Source organism: Flavobacterium chryseum, from assembly GCF_004362015.1.
Lineage (GTDB): Bacteria > Bacteroidota > Bacteroidia > Flavobacteriales > Flavobacteriaceae > Flavobacterium.
Genome location: NZ_SNWW01000009.1, coordinates 72,403 through 92,708, shown reverse-complemented (window position 1 = coordinate 92,708; position 20,306 = coordinate 72,403). Strand labels below are relative to the sequence as shown.

15 protein-coding genes and 1 tRNA gene are annotated in these 20,306 nt (G+C 32.0%); 6 read left to right on the top strand and 10 right to left on the bottom strand.

Features of this window, described 5'->3' with window-relative positions:
* Positions 1-65: 65 nt before the first annotated feature.
* Together EV143_RS17110 and EV143_RS17105 are read left to right on the top strand one after the other, a co-directional pair.
* Complete coding sequence (locus EV143_RS17110; protein WP_133509161.1) at positions 66-2,651, top strand: phosphoenolpyruvate carboxylase; 2,586 nt, start codon at positions 66-68, stop codon at positions 2,649-2,651.
* Positions 2,652-2,687: 36 nt separating this feature from the next.
* Positions 2,688-3,203 carry a DinB family protein gene (locus EV143_RS17105; RefSeq protein ID WP_133509160.1) on the top strand — a complete coding sequence of 172 codons (516 nt, stop codon included), beginning with the start codon at positions 2,688-2,690 and terminating at the stop codon, positions 3,201-3,203.
* 94 nt (positions 3,204-3,297) lie between these two features.
* Here the strand turns inward: EV143_RS17105 and recQ are convergent, their stop codons facing one another.
* From recQ to EV143_RS17075, 6 genes are all read right to left on the bottom strand, one after another.
* On the bottom strand, positions 3,298-5,406 hold the full coding sequence (gene recQ / locus EV143_RS17100; RefSeq protein WP_133509159.1) for a DNA helicase RecQ: 2,109 nt from the start codon (positions 5,404-5,406) through the stop codon (positions 3,298-3,300).
* A 134-nt stretch (positions 5,407-5,540) separates the two neighbouring features.
* Positions 5,541-5,957, bottom strand: coding sequence for a DNA primase (locus EV143_RS17095; RefSeq protein ID WP_133509158.1), 417 nt, complete (start codon positions 5,955-5,957; stop codon positions 5,541-5,543).
* A gap of 7 nt (positions 5,958-5,964) precedes the next feature.
* A complete protein-coding gene (locus EV143_RS17090; protein WP_056253513.1) occupies positions 5,965-6,933 on the bottom strand; it encodes a deoxyhypusine synthase family protein in 969 nt (322 codons plus the stop codon).
* A 105-nt stretch (positions 6,934-7,038) separates the two neighbouring features.
* Entirely contained in the window at positions 7,039-8,442 is a 1,404-nt protein-coding gene (locus tag EV143_RS17085; RefSeq protein WP_133509157.1) for a type III PLP-dependent enzyme domain-containing protein, read from the bottom strand.
* Positions 8,443-8,742: 300 nt separating this feature from the next.
* Complete coding sequence (gene aroB, locus EV143_RS17080; protein WP_133509156.1) at positions 8,743-9,810, bottom strand: 3-dehydroquinate synthase; 1,068 nt, start codon at positions 9,808-9,810, stop codon at positions 8,743-8,745.
* Positions 9,811-9,951: 141 nt separating this feature from the next.
* The gene (locus tag EV143_RS17075; RefSeq protein WP_166638177.1) at positions 9,952-12,045 is read right to left on the bottom strand and encodes an O-antigen ligase family protein; all 2,094 of its coding nucleotides are present in this window, start codon (positions 12,043-12,045) and stop codon (positions 9,952-9,954) included.
* 386 nt (positions 12,046-12,431) lie between these two features.
* On the opposite strand from EV143_RS17075, the gene EV143_RS17070 reads away from it, so the two are divergent.
* Positions 12,432-13,601: a proline dehydrogenase family protein gene (locus EV143_RS17070; RefSeq protein WP_133509154.1), complete on the top strand. Its 1,170-nt coding sequence runs from the start codon at positions 12,432-12,434 to the stop codon at positions 13,599-13,601.
* 98 nt (positions 13,602-13,699) lie between these two features.
* Here the strand turns inward: EV143_RS17070 and EV143_RS17065 are convergent, their stop codons facing one another.
* Positions 13,700-15,490, bottom strand: coding sequence for an ABC transporter ATP-binding protein (locus tag EV143_RS17065; protein WP_133509153.1), 1,791 nt, complete (start codon positions 15,488-15,490; stop codon positions 13,700-13,702).
* A gap of 242 nt (positions 15,491-15,732) precedes the next feature.
* Between EV143_RS17065 and EV143_RS17060 the strand changes: the two genes are divergently transcribed.
* The 3 genes from EV143_RS17060 (at position 15,733) to EV143_RS17050 (ending at position 17,854) form a co-directional block, all read left to right on the top strand.
* Positions 15,733-15,807 (top strand) — tRNA-Val (locus EV143_RS17060).
* Positions 15,808-16,060: 253 nt separating this feature from the next.
* Positions 16,061-16,909, top strand: coding sequence for an AraC family transcriptional regulator (locus EV143_RS17055; protein WP_166638176.1), 849 nt, complete (start codon positions 16,061-16,063; stop codon positions 16,907-16,909).
* A gap of 72 nt (positions 16,910-16,981) precedes the next feature.
* On the top strand, positions 16,982-17,854 hold the full coding sequence (locus tag EV143_RS17050; RefSeq protein ID WP_133509151.1) for an SDR family NAD(P)-dependent oxidoreductase: 873 nt from the start codon (positions 16,982-16,984) through the stop codon (positions 17,852-17,854).
* A 280-nt stretch (positions 17,855-18,134) separates the two neighbouring features.
* On the opposite strand, the gene EV143_RS17045 is transcribed toward EV143_RS17050, so the two are convergent.
* The 3 genes from EV143_RS17045 to EV143_RS17035 form a co-directional block, all read right to left on the bottom strand.
* Positions 18,135-18,548, bottom strand: a complete 414-nt coding sequence (locus tag EV143_RS17045) for a VOC family protein (protein WP_133509150.1) — start codon at positions 18,546-18,548, stop codon at positions 18,135-18,137.
* 175 nt (positions 18,549-18,723) lie between these two features.
* Positions 18,724-19,494, bottom strand: a complete 771-nt coding sequence (locus tag EV143_RS17040) for an SDR family oxidoreductase (RefSeq protein ID WP_133509149.1) — start codon at positions 19,492-19,494, stop codon at positions 18,724-18,726.
* A 31-nt stretch (positions 19,495-19,525) separates the two neighbouring features.
* Entirely contained in the window at positions 19,526-20,281 is a 756-nt protein-coding gene (locus EV143_RS17035) for an SDR family NAD(P)-dependent oxidoreductase (protein WP_133509148.1), read from the bottom strand.
* Between the last annotated feature and the right edge of the window lie 25 nt (positions 20,282-20,306).

Below are 20,306 nucleotides of genomic sequence, written 5' to 3'. Positions count from 1 at the left end.
TAACCTCAAGTTTATTCTTGGGGTTTTTTTATGACCTATTAACCAACCAACTACAACACACGATTATGTACACGTTACCAAAAATTGAACGTTTTAATCAAGACGTTTTATCAAAATATCATATTTATAATAGTGTTTTTATAACATTACCGTTTGATTCAATAGATAATACAGGAGTTTTACTTCCTTTATTTACAGAAACTTGCGAAACAGGATTTAAAAAACAGGAAACACCTAAAGAAATTTTTGATTTCTTTTCAGATAAATATTTAAATAATGCATCTGAAAGCGAAAAAATTGATTTAATGTTTCGATTTATTCAATATATAGAACGTCAAATTGTATTATTTGACGCTATTGAAGATGCTGCTTTCCCGGAAGTTAATAACATGGAAGGACGTGGTTCTCTTCGTGATATTAAAGAGAAAACAGATGCTAAGGAAAAAGAGGACGAGCTAGTTGAATTCCTTGAAAACTTTAATGTTAGAACAGTATTAACAGCGCATCCTACACAATTTTACCCAGGTCCGGTTTTGGGTATTATAAACGATTTAACGGCAGCAATTCGTGGTAATGATTTATTTCAAATAAAACAATTACTGGCGCAGTTAGGTAAAACGCCTTTTATTCAAAACGAAAAGCCAAATCCGTATGATGAAGCAGTTAGTTTGATTTGGTATTTAGAAAATGTTTTTTACGCAACTTCCGGAGAAATTGTTCATTATTTACAGAAAAATATTCTTCACGGAAACGCAATCCAAAATCAATTAATAAAACTTGGTTTCTGGCCAGGAGGAGACAGAGATGGAAATCCTTTCGTAACAACTGAAATTACTTTGAAAGTTGCTGATCGTTTACGAACTTCAATCTTAAAGTGCTACTATGTTGAAATGAGAAAACTAAAAAGAAAGTTAACTTTCTCAGGAGTAGATACTTTAGTAACTGAACTTGAACAAAAACTTTACCGATCTGTTTTTTATTCTAAAGGAGAAATTTACATTACTTTAGAAGAAATGCTTTCGCAATTAAACAAAATTAGAAGCATTATAATCGAGAAACATCAATCTTTATATTTAGATGAATTAGATGCATTTTTGGTTAAGATCAATTTATTTGGATTTCATTTTGCTACTTTAGATATTCGTCAAAACAGTAAAATTCATAATGTTGTTTTTAAAGATGTTGTAAATCATTATCTAAATTCAGGTTCGCAAATTTTCCCTAAAAATTATTTTGATTTATCTGAAGCGGAGAAATTAATTGTTTTATCTAAAGTTAAAGGAGAATTGAATCCTGCTGATTTTGAAGATGAAATTACAAGATCTACTTTAGAATCTGTACAGGCTATTAAAACGATTCAAAAAAACAATGGTGAATTTGGTGCAAACCGTTACATTATTAGTAATAACGAAAGTGCACTGAATGTAATGGAGACTTTTGCCATGATTCGTTTGAACAATTGGGAAAATCCTACGGTTGATATTATTCCGCTTTTCGAATCAGTTGATGATTTGCAAAAAGCGCATCAAATAATGGAGCAATTGTATACAAATCCTGAATATTCCAAGCATTTACAAGCAAGAGGAAATAAACAAACGATCATGTTAGGTTTCTCTGACGGAACTAAAGATGGTGGTTATTTAATGGCGAACTGGAGTATTTATCAGGCAAAAATTGCATTGACAGAAATTTCAAGAAAATATGGCATAAAAGCGATTTTCTTTGACGGTCGTGGTGGACCTCCGGCACGTGGTGGCGGAAAAACCCATAAGTTTTATGCTTCTTTAGGTCCAAAAATTGAAAACAACGAAATTCAGATTACCGTTCAGGGACAAACCATTAGTTCAAATTTTGGAACTCTGGACTCTTGTCGTTACAACATCGAAAACTTATTAAGTGCCGGTGTAACAAATCAGGTTTTTAGTAAAGAAAAAAATGAGCTGAGTAAGACAGAAACTGAAATTTTAACACAGTTGGCTGGTTTAGGTTATGATAAATATTTGAGTTTTAAAAATCACCCAAAATTTATTCCCTATCTAGAGAAGATGAGTACTTTAAAGTATTATTCTAAAACAAATATCGGAAGTCGTCCTTCTAAAAGAAGCAAATCTGAACAATTAGATTTTGCAGATTTAAGAGCTATTCCTTTCGTAGGTTCTTGGAGCCAGTTGAAACAGAATGTACCTGGTTTTTTTGGAGTAGGAACTGCATTGAAATATTTTGAAGAAACGAATCAATGGGATAAAGTGCATGATTTATATCAAAATTCTTTATTTTTCAAAACGTTGCTGGAAAACAGTATGATGTCGTTGGCAAAATCATTTTTCCCATTAACAGCATACATGAGAAAAGATCCTGAATTTGGGGAATTCTGGCAAATTATTTATGACGAATTTTTAGAAACAAAACGTCTTTTGCTTAAAATTGCAGATCATAAAAGTTTGATGGAAAATTATCCTGATGGTATAGCATCGATTCAAATAAGAGAGCGTATCGTAATGCCTTTGTTGACAATACAACAATATGCTTTATTAAGAATTAACGAATTGAACAAGGAAAATGATAATCATGAAGAGTTGATTAAAGTGTACGAAAAAATCGTAACAAGATCTCTGTTTGGAAACACAAATGCGAGTAGAAATTCAGCTTAATTTATATTTTAAATAAAATTTATAAAAAATATCAAAATGAATTCAGACCAATTATTAGAAACGGAATACTCAGGCGGATTTAAAACCTATATTCAGGAAGCAGGAAATGTAAATTTGATTGAAGAGTTAGAGATTTCTTTGCATGCTTTTATCAGGTTTGTACAAGATATTCCGATGGATAAATTTGATTATCGTTACGCTGAAGGCAAATGGACAATTAAAGATATTATTCAGCACATCATTGATTGCGAACGTATTTTTGCTTACCGTGCATTACGTTTTTCAAGGAATGACAAAACACCTTTGGCAAGTTTTGAAGAAGATCATTATGCAAATAATACAAACTCAAACGGAAGAAGTATTCAGGATTTATTAACAGAGTTATCTGCTGTAAGACATTCAAATTTATTGTTTTACAAAAGTTTATCTGAAGAACAACTTCAACGAATAGGAACAGCATCTAATAATCAGATTTCTGTTCGCGCTATGGGATTTGTGATTATTGGTCACCAAAAACATCATCAAAAAGTCTTTGCAGAAAGATATTTGTAGATTTTTGTAATATTTGAAAAATAAAAATCCTGTGAAATTTTAATTCACAGGATTTTTTATTTTTAGCAATCTTACTAACAAGAATAAAAAAGAATCACTTATTTCTCTCTACATAAGCAAGCCCAAATCTAATCTTATCATACGACATTTTTTCTTCAAAATGATCATAATAAGGTTTTAAGGCTGTAGGGTATTCAAGTTCGATTTGCGCTTTATACAATAACATAACTTCTTCTTCAGAAACAAACTGACTTAAATCGATATCATTTCCGTCTACATATAATTTTGCTAAATGCGAAACAATTGTAGTTTGTCCCAGATTTCGTTTTTCTGCAATTTCCTGAACAGAATCACCGTTTTGAAACATTTCTAAAGTTGTTTTATACGTGTTGCCTTCTTTTTTAGCCTTTGCAATTGTTTTTTTTGCTTTTTCATAATACACAATAGCGTCTATAAATTCCTGACCATATTTTTCAAGTTTTACTTTACCAACACCATCAATGGCGAGAAATTCTTCATCGCTCATTGGACGTAAAGTTTCCATTTCTCTTAAAACGGCATCACTAAAAATTACATAAGCCGGAACTTCTTCATCTTTAGCAATCTCATAACGTAATTTTCGAAGTATTTCAAATAGGGAACTTTTGGCAGCTTTAGTTTTAGTTTCCTTAATTTCTGTTTTATCAATTACTTTTTTAACTACAGTTGTCAGTTTTACTTTTTCTCCTTCAAATAAAACTTTCTTTGCAAAAGGGGTAAGTAAGATTTTATTATGCTGATGAAAAGCAATTTCACAATATCCCAAATTTATTAACTGAATCAAATATTGATTCCAATCGTACCAGGAAATATCGGCGCCAATTCCGTACGTTTTTAAGCTTTGATAATTTTTTTCGTAGATATACGCGTTTCTCGAACCGCGCAAAAAATCTACAATTACAGCCAAAGGCTCAGATTCCTGCAAACGACTAATAGCTGACAAAGCTTTTTGCGCGAGAATCGTACCATCAAAAAAAGTTGGAGGATTTTTACAAATATCGCAGTTTCCGCAATTCTCTTTAACAAGTTCACCAAAGTAAGAGAGTAAAATTTTTCTTCTGCAGCTCAAAGCATCAGCATATTGCTTCATTCTTTCCAATTTTGCCAACTGAACATCTGAGTTCAATCCTTCTGAAGCAAATTTTTGCAACTGAATCACATCAGCATAACTTTCAAACAAAACCGTTTCCGCAGGCAATCCGTCACGCCCGGCGCGTCCAATTTCCTGATAATAACCTTCAATATTTTTTGGTAAATTATAATGAATTACCCATCGAACATTTGATTTGTCAATTCCCATTCCGAAAGCAATCGTAGCACAAACTACCTGACAATCATCATTTATAAACTCATCTTGAGTTTTTGCACGAAGCTTATTTTCTAAACCTGCATGATATGCTTTTGCTTTAATTCCGTTTTTTTGTAATTTATCTGCGAGTTCCTCTGTCGTTTTTCTGCTTAAGCAATAAATAATTCCAGATTCATTGGGCTTATTCTCTACAAAATCAATGATTTGTTTAACCCTGTCTAATGCCGGACGAACTTCTAAACTTAAATTTTTACGGTCAAAAGAAGCTACAAATGTTTTAGGGTTTATTAGTTTTAACTGTTTTATAATATCTGTACGTGTAGCTTTATCTGCCGTAGCTGTCAAAGCTAAAACAGGAGTAGAAGGGAAGCGGCTTTTTAAATATCCTAAATTAGTATAAGCCGGGCGAAAGTCATGCCCCCAGGATGAAATACAATGGGCTTCATCAATTGCAATTAAGCTGACAGTTAGTTCATTAAAAATAGCATCTAAATAAGATAAACTTTCGGGAGCAATATAAACAAGTTTAAAAGTATTTGATTTTAAATTATCAATATAAAATTGCTGTTCTTCACTCGATTGGCTGCTATTTATATAACAAGCATTAATTCCATTGGTTTTTAAACTATCTACCTGATCTTTCATCAATGCAATTAACGGAGAAATAACAATAGTAATTCCCGGCAATACTAATGCTGGCAACTGAAAACAAATTGATTTCCCTCCACCGGTAGGCATAATGGCCAATGTGTCCTGACCAGAAAGTATGGTATTTATAATGGTTTCCTGATTGGGCCTGAATTTTTCAAATCCAAAGTTTTCCTTTAGTTTGGCGTGTAATATTTCTGATGTCATTATGATGCTAATTATAAATCGTTAAATATAATAAAAGTATTTTATATAGTATTTTTCTTATATTTAAAATTTGTTTTATTAATAAAAAAAGGAACCCGAATAGAGTTCCTTTAGTTTATTTTGAAAGAGAAAAATTAATCTTCGTCGTCTTCGTCATCTTCATCGTCAGCAATATCATCTTTATCTTTGTCATCGTCATCATCGTCATCATCTCCGGCATCAACATCTGGTTTGTCCAGCGTATCATCATCATCGTCGTCATCAATATCATCGTCAAGATCAAGACCTTTTACTGGTTCGATTACATCATCAACATCAACGTCGATATCATCATCTTCATCGTAATTTTCAATTCTGTCTGCAAGTTTAGTACTAATTTTTACTAAATAAATAGTGTCTTCAGTACGAACTTCAACAGCTTCGATCAGTTCGTTTTTAGCATTTCTAAAACGGATAACATCCGAATCATCATAACCATCAGGAAATTTTTCCACCAAAAGGTTTAAAATTTCGTTGGTAAGTTTAGCGTAGTCTACTATAACTCTTTTCATAAATATCCTATAAATCTAATAAGTAAGCAAAAATTAACGGCGCTACAATTGTTGCATCCGACTCAATAATAAATTTAGGGGTTTTAATATCTAATTTACCCCAAGTGATCTTCTCGTTTGGAACTGCTCCAGAGTAAGAACCATAACTGGTTGTTGAATCTGAAATCTGGCAAAAATAAGACCAAAACGGAATATCATGCATTTCCATATCCTGATATAACATTGGAACCACACAAATAGGAAAATCTCCTGCAATACCACCACCAATTTGGAAAAATCCAATTCCGTTTGCGCTATTTTTTGGATACCAATCTGAAAGGAAAACCATATACTCAATTCCTGATTTCATGGTAGAAGCTTTCAAGTCTCCTTTGATTACGTATGATGCAAAGATATTTCCCATTGTACTATCTTCCCATCCCGGAACAATAATAGGTAAATTTTTCTCAGCAGCTGCATACATCCAGCTATCTTTTAAATCTATTTCATAATATTCTTCTAAAACGCCGGATAGTAGCATTTTATACATAAATTCATGAGGAAAATAACGCTCACCTTTATCATCAGCATCTTTCCAGATTTTGTAAATATGTTTTTGTAAACGACGAAATGCTTCATGCTCAGGAATACAAGTGTCAGTAACACGATTTAATCCTCTTTCCAGCAAAGCCCATTCATCTTCTGGTGTCAAATCACGGTAATTAGGCACTCTTTCATAATGAGAGTGTGCAACTAAGTTCATGATGTCTTCTTCTAGATTGGCTCCAGTGCATGAAATAATTTGCACTTTATCTTGTCTAATTATTTCGGCAAATATTTTACCAATTTCTGCTGTACTCATAGCGCCAGCCATACTTACCATCATTTTGGCACCATTTGCTAATTGTTGTTCATACGCTTTTGCAGCATCAACCAGAGAAGCAGAATTAAAGTGTAAATAATGTTTTTCAATAAACTGACTGATTGGTCCTTTCATTTTGTCTTGTTTTTTTGTTTTTTTTTGAATTAAAAGTTAACCTTTTAGATGGTACTGCAAATTAATGATTTTATGGATATTAACATTTAATTTGCAGGTTTTTTTTTATACTTTTTTTGTATACCCTAAAATTTTCAATACATCGTCAGAAGTTTGCTGTTCTGAGAAAACTTCAGTAGCTAAAATTCCATTCTCATCGCGATCTATTAGGATATGTTTAGGTTGTGGAATCAAACAGTGGTGCAGACCTCCGTAACCCCCAATAGTTTCCTGATAAGCGCCTGTATTAAAGAAACCAATATAAAGTGGCTTTTCTTTGCTGTATTTAGGCAAATAAATGGCGTTCATATTTTGTTCGGAATTGTAATAATCGTCACTATCACAAGTCAAACCTCCTAACAGAACCCGCTCGTAGGTATCATTCCAACGGTTAACCGCTAACATGATAAAACGTTTGTTTATCGCCCAGGTATCCGGCAAAGTGGTGATGAAAGAAGAATCAATCATATTCCATTTTTCTCTGTCATTTTGTTGTTTTTGATACAAAATCTGATAGATAGCGCCACCGCTTTCTCCTACTGTAAATGATCCAAATTCAGTAAAAATGTTTGGAACATCTACTTCTGCTTCGTCACATGCAATTTTAATCTGATTGATGATTTCATCAATCATATATTGATAATCATATTCAAAAGCCAATGAGTTTTTAATTGGAAAACCGCCTCCAATGTTCAAACCATCAAGAGTAGGGCATTCCTTTTTTAGCGCAATGTATACTTTGATACATTTTACCAACTCATTCCAGTAATATGCTGTATCATTTATTCCGGTATTAATGAAGAAGTGAAGCATTTTCAGCTCTAGCTTATCATTTTCCTGAATTTGTTTTTTATAGAACGAAACAATATTTTTGTATCCAATACCTAATCTTGAAGTATAAAACTCAAATTTAGGTTCTTCCTCAGCGGCAATACGGATTCCAATTTTGAATTTTCCTTTTATTTCAGCCTGAAGCAAATCTAATTCTTCATAATTATCAATAATCGGAATAGCATTTCTATGTCCGTTATTAATTAATCTCGCAATATTGCTAATGTATTCGTCTCTTTTAAAACCATTACAAATAACATAAGTACTTTTGTTAATTTTACCATTTTCTAACAAATTCTCTACTATATTAACATCAAAAGCCGATGATGTTTCAATATGAATGTTATTTTTGAAAGCTTCATTCATAATATATTCAAAATGAGAGCTTTTTGTACAGTAACAATAGTAATACTTTGCTTCGTACTTATTTTTTTCCATTGATTTTCTGAACCAGGCTTTTGCCTTATTGATATTTTCAGAAATTTGAGGTAAGTAAGTAAATTTTAATGGTGTACCATATTGCTCAACTAATTTCATCAAATCGATATTGTGAAATTGTAAGTTGTCTTTATTTAATTTAAATTCCTCTTGTGGAAAATAATAAGTTTGATTTATTAGGTCAGAATATTTTGTATTCATTTATTTTTCAATATTATAAGTTGCAATTATTAAATTTAGTGATTTTATGCTAAATCTAAAATTCAAACTCTAATATTGGCAAATACAATTTGCAGTTTTTCGTGTTCTGCTTTTGAGCATTGAAAAACATCAAAACAAAACGGACTTTTACTATTATAAAATCGATTCAACATTCTTAGTAAGGAACTATTGAGCCGGTTTCTATAAGAACTAAAGCGTCTTTGTTTGTTGTTTGTTTTCATTGTGGCAAATGTAAAAAATAATATGTACCTAAAGCAAATGGTTTCGATTAAAAAAAGTTTAAGATTTATAATCTTGAAACGCGTTCAGAATCAATTTATTTTCAACGGATTGGTTAATTTTTATTCTTCCGATTCCTTCAATTAATGCAAATTGAATTAAACCATATTCATTTTTTTTGTCATGAATAAGCAATTCCAAGATCGGTTCGATGTCATTTTCATCAATAATAACATCATCATAAATGCTTTTAATAGTGGTTTTAATTTCAGCATATTCTTCTGCTGTAATTAAGTTTTTATGCAAGGAGATATAACTTTCCAAAATCATTCCAATCGCAATTGCTTCTCCATGCAATAATGTCGTTTTAGTATCACTTTCTAAAAAGTAACTTTCTATCGCATGCCCTAAAGTATGTCCGAAATTCAATGCCTTACGAATGTTTTTCTCGGTTGGGTCCTGAATTACAATATCATTTTTAATTTCAACTGAACGAAAAATCAATTCATCAAAATCAGCATAGTCAATAGCTTTTAAATCTAAAAACTGTTTCCAGTATGCTGTATCATATATTAAACCGTGTTTTAGCATTTCTGCCAAGCCGGAACGCATTTCACTTTGTGATAAAGTTTCAAGATATTGTGTATCAATTAATACCATTTGCGGTACATTAATTACACCAATTTGGTTTTTAAGATTTCCTAAATCTACACCGGTTTTTCCTCCAACAGAGGCATCAACCATAGACAGTAGGGTAGTAGGAATATTGATAAAATCAACACCACGTTTAAAAGTTGAAGCTACAAATCCGCCTAAATCTGTTACTACGCCACCGCCAAGGTTAATTACAAGAGATTTTCTGTCGGCACCAAGTTCAGTCAAGACGTTCCAGATTTCAATACAAGTCTCAATGTTTTTATTTATTTCACCTGACTCAAATTCAATAATTTCTATCGTTAAATCAGTTTCAAGTAAAGGTAAAAACTTCGGCAAACAATACTCATTAGTTTCATTATCAACTATAATGAACAAATTAGAGTATTTATTTTCTTTTAAATGTTTATTTAAAGCTTCGTAGGCATTCTGGTTAAAATGGACGAGGTAATTGTTTGCTTGAATAGATTGCATAATTCTTCGGTTAATTGAAAGCGCAAAATAAGGGATTTTTAGCTAAATAACGCTCAAATTTTGTCTATTATTTGCAGAAAAATAATGTCTAAAAAAAATAATTTTGTGTCATTTCAATTAATATGTAAGGCTTTCCATCTTTTACTTACAGCTTTGCATTATCATTCCATTTGCGTTTGAAAAATTCTTGGTTTTAGCTATATTAAAATATTTACAGGCATTTGCTTTGTCATTTACCTTTAAGTAGCAAATTCCTAAAAAGAATTCAGTTTTTCCGTCATATAAACCCGGATATTTTAATGCTTCTAAAAGGTAACTTATTGCTTCTTTATTTTGACCTTTTTTTAAATAATAGAAACCAACATTTTGCAGGACATACACATTCTTTGAATCCAATTTTAAAGCTTTCATATAAGATTCAATCGCCTTTTCAGATTTTGCCTGTGACTCAAAATTTTGACCTTCAACAATATAATTTGTAATTAAAATTGTGTTTTTTCGTTTTGTTAAAATGCTGTCATTTGGCATTTTTTTTAATCCTTCATTTAGAAAATTAATTATTCTTTTTTGATCAGCGCCGTTGCTTTCTAGTGTAGCAGCCACAGCAGACCAAGCCTCAGGAACATTTCTAAATTGAGAAAAAATCTTATGTTGCTTCAGTAATTCCAGCGTATCCTTTTTTTGCATGGCATAATAAGATGCTGATTTATATAAATCGTAATTTCTCGGACGAAGATAAAATGCTCTTTTGGCATAGATATAGGCGCTATCAATATTTCCCCTCTTAGAGGCTATTAGCTGCTTATAAAAATCGATTCTTCCTGAATACGGATTTACTTTTGAAGCTTTCGAGAAACACTTAAAAGCTTTTTCATAGTTTTTCTCACGTATGTAATAAATTGCGGCATACTCATAAAATGACTCAGAAGTACTAAGGGTATTTGGGTATTTAGGAATTCGAGCCACCACTTCATCGCCGGTAAGAGTTCCTTTCAAATTCATATTAATGTTATCAGTTGACAATAAATATTCAAGATTTGAAGCTTTATAAATTATATAACCAGAATAACTTGTCAATGATGCAATGACAATTAATACGACACTGACGATTTTAATTTTCCGAGCATTATTTTGCGCAGGCTGAGAATTTAAAATTGAATTATTAACAACCGTAAAAGCAAGGATTAAAGCAAAGAAAATCTGCATAGTGGGTCTATACATCGGGAAGTTAAGAGATGAATCGATCCCGTATACAATAACCATCATTAATATTAGTAACGACAGTATTCTTTTATTTCTATCAATAGATTTTACTAAGTTTCTCACATTAATAATTACTACAAAAACAAATAAAGAAAGATAAATCAACCCATTTAATATGCCGGTTTCTGCAGCAATTTCTAAAAAATCATTATGTGTATGAAGTGAAACAACGAAATCATCAGCAGCTTCCTTTTCATAAGGAATAGATTCTACCTGATAATTGCCTAAACCTATACCTAAAACAGGATTTTTCTTGCTCAATTCTATTGCATTACCCCAATAAGCTAATCGGAGTTTTGATGATCCATCTTCTGCATTAATACGTCCAATTTTATTTTCTAGTGAAACGTATCTGTTTTTGTCTTTTGACTTTTCAAAAATTGAATTTGAAAATAAAATTGCAGTTAGAGCAGGAATAATTAGATATAAACTTTTAGTAAGAGTAGCTTTTTTAAATGAATTATCTTGTACTAAATAAATAATGTAGACAGAAAATATTAAAAATAAATTAATTAATGGCGTTCTTGCCCCTGTTAAAAAGATTACTGAAGTCACTGAGAATAAGACAACAACCAAAAACCATTTTTTATAACTCGTAAAGTGAGTAATACCAATTAATAAAAAAGGAACTTTGATTGTAAGACTGGCTGCAAGAATATTTATGTTACCAGTATTACCTTTCATATTGGTTAAAAGATCTGTAATCGAAGCAAATCTTGGTATAATTACAAAATGACAAAGCTGTTGCCATGATTGTAAAAAAGCAGCAACAGAAACTAAAAAAATAATTTTATAAAGCTCGTTAATCTTGTCTTTAAGTAAAATGGAAAGATTTATAAATAAGCAAAATACAATTGTTATTTCGGTAAGTTTAGTTACTACAAGTGATGTGTTTTTAGCAGAAAAAAAAGAAATTCCACAGAAGAATAAAAATAAAAGATAGATTCTAAAGACATAATTTAGTTTAAACAAAGGAAAAACATCAAAAGAAATACGATCTGAATTAAAATAAAAATAAATACCTACAATTAAATTTATTATTGATAAATATAAAAATTGTGGATTGATAATTTCAAGACTTTTAAAATAAGGAAAAAAGTCAATTACTAAAAGTGAGACTATAAAGGATAATACAACAAAGTTTGGAATGGATTGTTTTCCTTTCGTTTCATTAATTATATTTTCAATCGTATTATGCATGAGATCTTATTTTTTGCAAAAATACACAAAATTTAAAGTAAAATCCTACTTTTTAAATATAAAAAATTTTTGAAGAGATTAAAGATATAAAAAATTATGATGCGTTTAAGTAAATAATATTCAAAACAGTCTATATCTTTGCACAAAAACTAAACTTAATGGAAAAAATATTCGATAACACTCAAGTTGCATTCTCATTAAAAAGCGATACTGAACTTGATAGAGCTTATTTTCTTTTTAAAATGATTGACAGTGAACCTTTAGTTCGTATTGGAACTGCTGTTACTAATTTTGCCATCAAAGCACACCTTCCGGTAGAAGGGCTTATTCGTGCTACAGTATTTGATCACTTTTGTGGTGGTGTCAACGAAAACGATTGTATTACAGTTGTAGATAAAATGTTTACTAAAGGCGTTTCATCTGTATTGGATTATTCAGTTGAAGGAAAAGAAGAAGAGGCTCAATTTGATGCAGCTTTAGAAATGACATTAAAAACAGTAGAATTTGCTAAAGAACGTTTAGCAATTCCTTTTGCGGTTTTTAAACCAACTGGTTTAGGACGTTTTGAATTATATGAAAAGCTGGGAGAAAAACAGACATTATCTCCGGCAGAGCAGGAAGAATGGAATAGAGTTGTAGCCCGTTTTGATAAAATTTGCAGCGAAGCTCACAAAAAAGATGTTGCATTATTAATTGATGGTGAAGAAAGCTGGATGCAGGATGCTGCTGATGATTTAGTTACTGAAATGATGCGTAAATACAATAAAGAAAAAGCAATTGTTTTTAATACATTGCAAATGTACCGTTGGGATCGTTTGGATTATTTGAAAAAATTGCATGAGACTGCTAAAAATGAAGGTTTCTTTATTGGAATGAAATTGGTTCGTGGCGCTTACATGGAAAAAGAAAACAAAAGAGCGGAAGAGAAAAATTATGTTTCGCCAATTTGTGTTTCTAAAGAAGCAACTGATGTTAATTATGATGCTGCAGTACATTATATGTTAGAGCACTTAGATATTATGTCAATTTTTGCAGGAACTCATAACGAATTGAGTTCATACAAATTGATGAAAATGATGCAGGAAAAAGGAATTGCAACCAACGATAATAAAATTTGGTTCGGACAATTATACGGAATGAGTGATAATATTAGTTATAACCTGGCTGAAAACGGTTATAATGTTGCTAAATATTTACCTTTTGGTCCTGTTAGAGATGTTATGCCATACTTAATTCGTCGTGCTGAAGAAAATACATCTGTAGCCGGACAAACAAGCCGCGAATTGTCTATGATAAAAGCAGAACGTAAAAGAAGAAAAGAAAAATAGTCTTGATTTAGATTTTAGATTTTACAAAAAAGTCCATTTGCGTTGCAAATGGACTTTTTTTTTGGGAATTTGTATTTTTAAAATTGAAATTTCGATCCTTAAGAATTACTAAATTGTAAGTTGCTTAGGTTTTTATAAATTCCGTTTTCAAGGTTTATTAATTCCTGATGTGTTCCTTCTTCAGTAATTCTTCCGTTATCTAGAACTAGGATTTTATCTGCGTTTCTAATGGTTGAAAGGCGATGCGCAATGATAATGCTTGTTCTTCCTTCCATTAATACCTCTAAAGCTTCCTGAACTAGTTTTTCGCTTTCACTATCTAATGATGATGTTGCTTCATCCAAAATTAAAATACTTGGATTTTTAAGTAATGCTCTTGCAATAGCAATACGCTGACGCTGACCACCTGATAATTTCACGCCGCGTTCTCCCACTAAAGTTTCGAATTTTTCAGGAAAACCTTCCACAAAATTCAATGCGTTTGCTTGTTTAGCAGCCAGCATAATTTCTTCATTTGTTGCGTCTGGCTTTCCGTATGCGATATTTTCTCTAATAGTTCCTCCAAATAAAATAACATCTTGAGGAACAATACTCATATTGCCACGAAGATTTTCTAAGTCGTAATCATAGATGTTTTTTCCATCAACCAGGATTTCTCCCGAAGTAATATCGTAAAAACGTAATAATAACGAAGAAATAGTAGATTTTCCTGCGCCACTCGGGCCAACAATAGCAATTTTTTGACCAAAATCGGCTTTGAAATTAACATCTTTAAGAACCTGAACTTCCTTACGGGAAGGGTAACTAAAAGCTACATTATTGAACGCTACAATTCCTTTAATTTTTTCTACAGCTGATGTTTTTTGGTTTGCTTTGATGTCTTCCGGAACTTCTTCTAACAATTCAAAAACACGTTCTGTTGCTCCAACCGCTTTTTGAATTTGGGCATACATTTCAGCAATTCCTCCAAAAGAAGCACCAATAAATGTTGTATAAAGAACAAAGGAAATTAAATCCCCAACACCTTGAACTTCACCTTTAATGGTTAACGTTATTCCGTACCAAACTACGGCAACAACACATCCAAAAAGACATAGAATTATAAACGAAGCAAAATAACCTCTGTACTGACCGCCTTTTATAGCGATTTTTACAATTTCTTTAATCTTGTTTTTATAACGCTGAATTTCGTACCATTCGTTAGCAAATGCTTTTACATTACTAATTCCCTGTAAAGTTTCTTCAACAATTACCTGGCTTTCGGCTACTTTATCTTGTGTTTTTTTTCCGTATTTACGAATAAATCTTCCGAAAATTACGGCTGCAACGGCCACGATTGGCACAATTGCCAGCATCATTAAAGTTAATTTTGGGCTAATGTTTCCTAAAATAACAAAACCACCAATAATTAAAATAAATTGACGCAAAAACTCTGCAATTGTCGTTGTAAATGTGTCTTGCAATTGTGAAATATCAGCACTGATTCGGCTATTAAGTTCTCCTACACGTTTTTGAGAGTAAAAAGACATTGGAAGTTTTACCAAATTTTCATACAATGCAAAACGAATATTTGATAACGAGTTTTCAGTAAAATTTACAAAAAGAGAAATTCTGAAAAAAGAGAAAACAGCCTGCAGCATTAGTATTACTATAAGTGCAACGGCTATTTCGTTAGCCCTGTTTAAGTTTTTATTGGTTACACAATCTACAAGCATTCCCATTAATTTAGGAAAGGCGAGGGCAGTGGCACTGGTTAAAAGTAAAAAAATTAAGCCCAGAAAAAATTTCCATTTATGATTTTTACCATATTTAAAAATTCGGAGTGCTTTTTGAAGTGAATTAGAGTCTAATTTAGCTTTCGGTAAATCATTTTCTTGGTATCTTGCCATTTGAATATACGATTAAGGTATGCAAATGTATGATTATAGCAAGTGAATACAAAAGAATATTATTAATTAGACTTGTAGATTTTGTTTTTTAACGTAATGCTAAGAAAAACATAATTTTTATTTTCATTTTAAAAAGCTGAAAAATAGATTGATAAATAAAATTGCAATAAAATATTTGATTTTTTTACGAAAAACACTTGCAAATACAAATTCTAGCTGTATATTTGCACACCTTTAAGAAAGGGCGATTAGCTCAGCTGGTTCAGAGCACCTCGTTTACACCGAGGGGGTCGGGGGTTCGAACCCCTCATCGCCCACAAAATAACTCCATTAGAAATAATGGAGTTATTTTTTTTATAACCTTTTTCCATAAACCTACACTTTTCTGTTTTCCCCTTTTCGAAGAAGTAAATTGTAATTTATAAAATTTCATAATCGCTATATCTATTTTTTAAGTAATATTGTGAAACTTAACAGACACATGATAGCGTAGATACACTTTGTTATAGATATATGCATTGCAAAGTTTAGGATATACATAAGTTAGCGGCAACCCTGACAAAGCATATGATGAAAAAAAATATTCCAACAATTTCTTTAAATGAGTTTACAAATCAGGAAATAAGTGTTTTTCATTTTGTCGCTGCGGAGGATAATAACGCTTTATATCAAAAAACACCACATCGGAGGGATGACCATTTCTTGTTCATTCTTCAAAAAAATGGATATAGCAAACTTGTGATTGATTTTAAAGAAATTATCTTAACAGAAAACTGCATAATCTGTATTTTACCGGGACAAGTACATTACGTTATTTTTGTAGATTCCGGTACAGAAGCGTGTTTATTGGCTGTTGATTCAGAACTGATAAGCAAAGAAAACAGAAGTATCTTCGAAGAAAATTACTTTGATTACCAGTCTATAAACTTAAATCCAACTACCAGCCATTTTTTTAATTCTTGCATAGAATTGGTAGAAGCTTCTCAAAAAATAAATACAAGTTCAGAAGTAATTTATTCGCTTACAAATACTTGTGTCTGTCTATTTGCAAATGCTTATGAGCAAATAAAAGTTAGTCAAACTATTATTTCCCGAAAGCATATCATTACAAAACAATTTAAAAGTTTGTTATTACAGCATTTCAGAACTCATAAAAGTGCGGTAAACTATGCAAATGAATTACACATCTCTTCGGCTTACCTGAATGAGGCTGTTAAATTAATTACCGGTTTAACTGTTAGCTATTGGATACAACAAATGATACTAACTGAAGCTAAACGATTACTTTATGCCACTGATACTACAGTAAAGGAAATCGCCTATCAACTTGGTTATGATGACCACGCATATTTTAATCGTTATTTTTCTAATTTAGAAAAGATGACTCCACTGCAATTTAGGGTAAGTTCCCGCAAATAGTCCAATCATTACCATTGTATTTGTATTGTTATTAAAAGAGTATTGAAATAGCTTTGTAACAAAATTACAACTATGATAAATCAACTTATTTGGAGCATTGGAATTCTCACATTAACGGTATTGCTTTTTCAACTTTTTAAATTCATAATACCATATTTACGTTCCTCACAACTACTTAAATACAAAACAGAAGATGCCTATGCTTTGATAACAGGAGCAACTGACGGGATTGGCAAAGCAATTGCATTAGAACTTGCTAATAATGGATTTAATGTCATTATTCATGGAAGAAACGTAGAAAAGTTAAAATCGGTAGAAAACGAGATTATGACAAAAAATACAACTTGTAAGGTTATACATTTGTTACATGATGGAAGCGAAAGCAGTAAAATGGATATATCATCTATTGCCAATTTACCGATAAACATTTTAGTAAACAATGTTGGTGTTGGTCCCATTTCTGAACTAACCGAAATGAGTAATGAGGAAATTGACAAAACAATTATGCTGAATACTACATTTCCTTCGCAACTAACACATGATTTAATACCCTTTTTCAAAAGGCCCGCTTTAATACTCAATATGTCTTCTTATGCAGGGCTTTTACCTCCGCCTTATTTAGCAATATATGCTGGAACAAAAGCATATAATAATGCTTTCTCTATTTCTTTGGCTTGTGAACTTGAAAATATAGAAGTAATTTCATTGGTGACAGGAAGCGTAAATACCGGAAGTAATAGAAAGCCTGTTTCCCTTATGCGTCCAAGTGCCGAAACTTATGCAAAATGTGTTTTAAATAGAATAGGTTGTGGTAAGCAAACTATAATGCCTTATTGGCAACACGCAATACAGACTTTTTTGATTTCAATTTTACCACAAAAATTTATAGATAAAGTTACCAAAAATGCATTAAAAAAAGAACTTGCGACAAAGGGCGCCATATAATAGGCTTTTGGAATTTGTATTTTAACTGAAACATTTCAGCGTTGGAAGTCTGGCTGAAGGCAAAGCTTAGAAATGCTTTTATCATACATCAATTTTGCCAAATATTTTATTTTATATTTTCGAAAAACGTCAAAATTGGCAGTAAGTGTTCGATTGCTATCCCTAACACTCCACAAAAAAAACTCCATTAGAAATAATGGAGTTTTTTTATGCTTATATATTTCTAAATTATAAGTTTATAACACATACACTATTTTTTTTCTTTCATCAAGATGACTTACTAAGCTGGCTCCCAGAGCTCAATCTTATTGCCATCTGCATCTAAAATATGAACAAATTTACCGTAATCATAAGTTGCAATATCATCAAGTATAGTTACTCCGTTTTCTTTTAGTTTTTTGATAAGACCTTCAATATTTTGAACTCTGTAATTAATCATGAATTCTTTTTTGGATGGAGAAAAATATTCGTCTCCTTTTTTGAAAGGGCTCCATTGAAGCGACTCTATTTCTTCTGGATTAGCAACATTTCTGGATTCAAAAGTTGAACCCCAGTCATTTGTATCAAGTCCTAAATTTTTAGCATACCATTCTCTCGTTTCTTTCGGATTGTCTGAAAAAAAGAAAATACCGCCAATTCCGGTTACTTTTGGAGTTGGATCTGATGATGAAGTTGAGCTTTTTTGATCTTCCATAATAAATTTTTTAGTTGTCCTATTACAAATGTAAAGAACTCCTAATAATGGTTATTGATTTATTTATAAATATTTAATACTGAATATCAAACCTTAAGCTTTGATAATAAAAGGAAAAACCTCCAAAATCAAATGATGATGGAGGTTTTTGGTTTTTAAAAGAAACAATAATAAATTATTTCATCAGGCTGATATTGGTTAAACCGCCATCTGATAAAATTTCTGTACCCACTATAAAAGCAGAATCATCTGATGCTAAAAACACAGCCGCATTTCCAATATCAGACGGAAGTCCTTGTCGGCCAACCGGTGTAATATCGATCCAAAGTTGTTTTACCTGCTCTAATTGTTCCTGCGGCACTAGTTTTCCAAAAACCGGTGTATCAATAGAACCCGGTGAAAGTGTATTAACCCTTATTTTTCTGGACAGTAAATCCAGCGATAAACCTTTTGCTAATGATATAATTGCCGCTTTTGCTGCTGAATAAATGGCCATTCCCGGTGCAGCGCGATGTGCAGCACTCGAACCAATAAGAATAACAGAAGCTCCGTCGTTTAAATACGGAAGCGATTTTTGTACCGTGAAATAAGCACTTTTAAGATTCAAATCCATATACTTATCATAACTTTCTTCTGTAGTATCGATTATACTGCCCATTGCAACGCCGTCTACAACACCGCCGGCATTTACTACCAATGCATCAATTTTTCCAAATTTCTCAAATGTTTTTTTGAAGATGTTTTCCAAATCGTCTCCATTGGTAACATCACCTGTAATACCAATAAAATCAGTACCCAAGGCTTCAACAGCTGTATTTAACCTTATTTGATTTCTTCCTGTAACAGTTCCAACAGCGCCTTCGTTTCTAAATGCTTCTGCTATACCAAAACCGATACCGCTATTTCCACCTGTAACAACTGTTACTTTGTTTTTTAATTTGCTCATTTTTTCAATCTTAAATTATTAAATAGGGAAATTATAATCCGTAAATACCTCCTGAAACTGAAATTTTTTCACCTGTAATCCAACCTGAATCATCAGAAGCTAGAAATACTGCTACTTTTGCAATATCTTCTGGCTGTCCGGTGCGGCCAAGTGGCGTAGTAGCGACAAATTTTGCTTCGGCATCGCTGCCAATAAATCCCGCACTGCGAGAACCTTCTGTTTCTACAACTCCGGGTAAAATTGAATTGATACGAATATTTCTTCCGCTGAATTCTTTCGATAAAGCAATTGTAATGGCATCCAGAGCCGCTTTGGTTGCTGAATATACAGCTCCGGTTGGAAGTGGTGTTTTACCGGCTTCTGAACTGATATTGATGATATTTCCACCCTTCTCTCCAAATAATTTTAAAGACTCCTGAATAGCCAATAAAGATCCTAAAACATTAATGTTGAATTGAGAATGAAAAGAAGCCGCAGAGAATTCTTCGATTGGTGCATATTGATAAATTCCGGCATTGTTAACCAAAATATCCAATGTACCGAAAGCTTTTTTGGTTTCTTCAAACAATCTTGTCACATCCGATTCTTTAGAAACATCACCCTGAACAGCAATTGCAGTTCCGCCATTGGCTGTTATGGACTTTACTACATTTTCTGCATCCTCTTTACTTGATGCATAATTTACGACTACTTTTGCGCCTTCTGCAGCGAAATATTTAGCGATAGAAGCACCAATTCCTTTTGATGCGCCAGTAACTATTGCTACTTTGTTTTTTAATTTGCTCATTTTATATGTCTTTTATAATATTGAT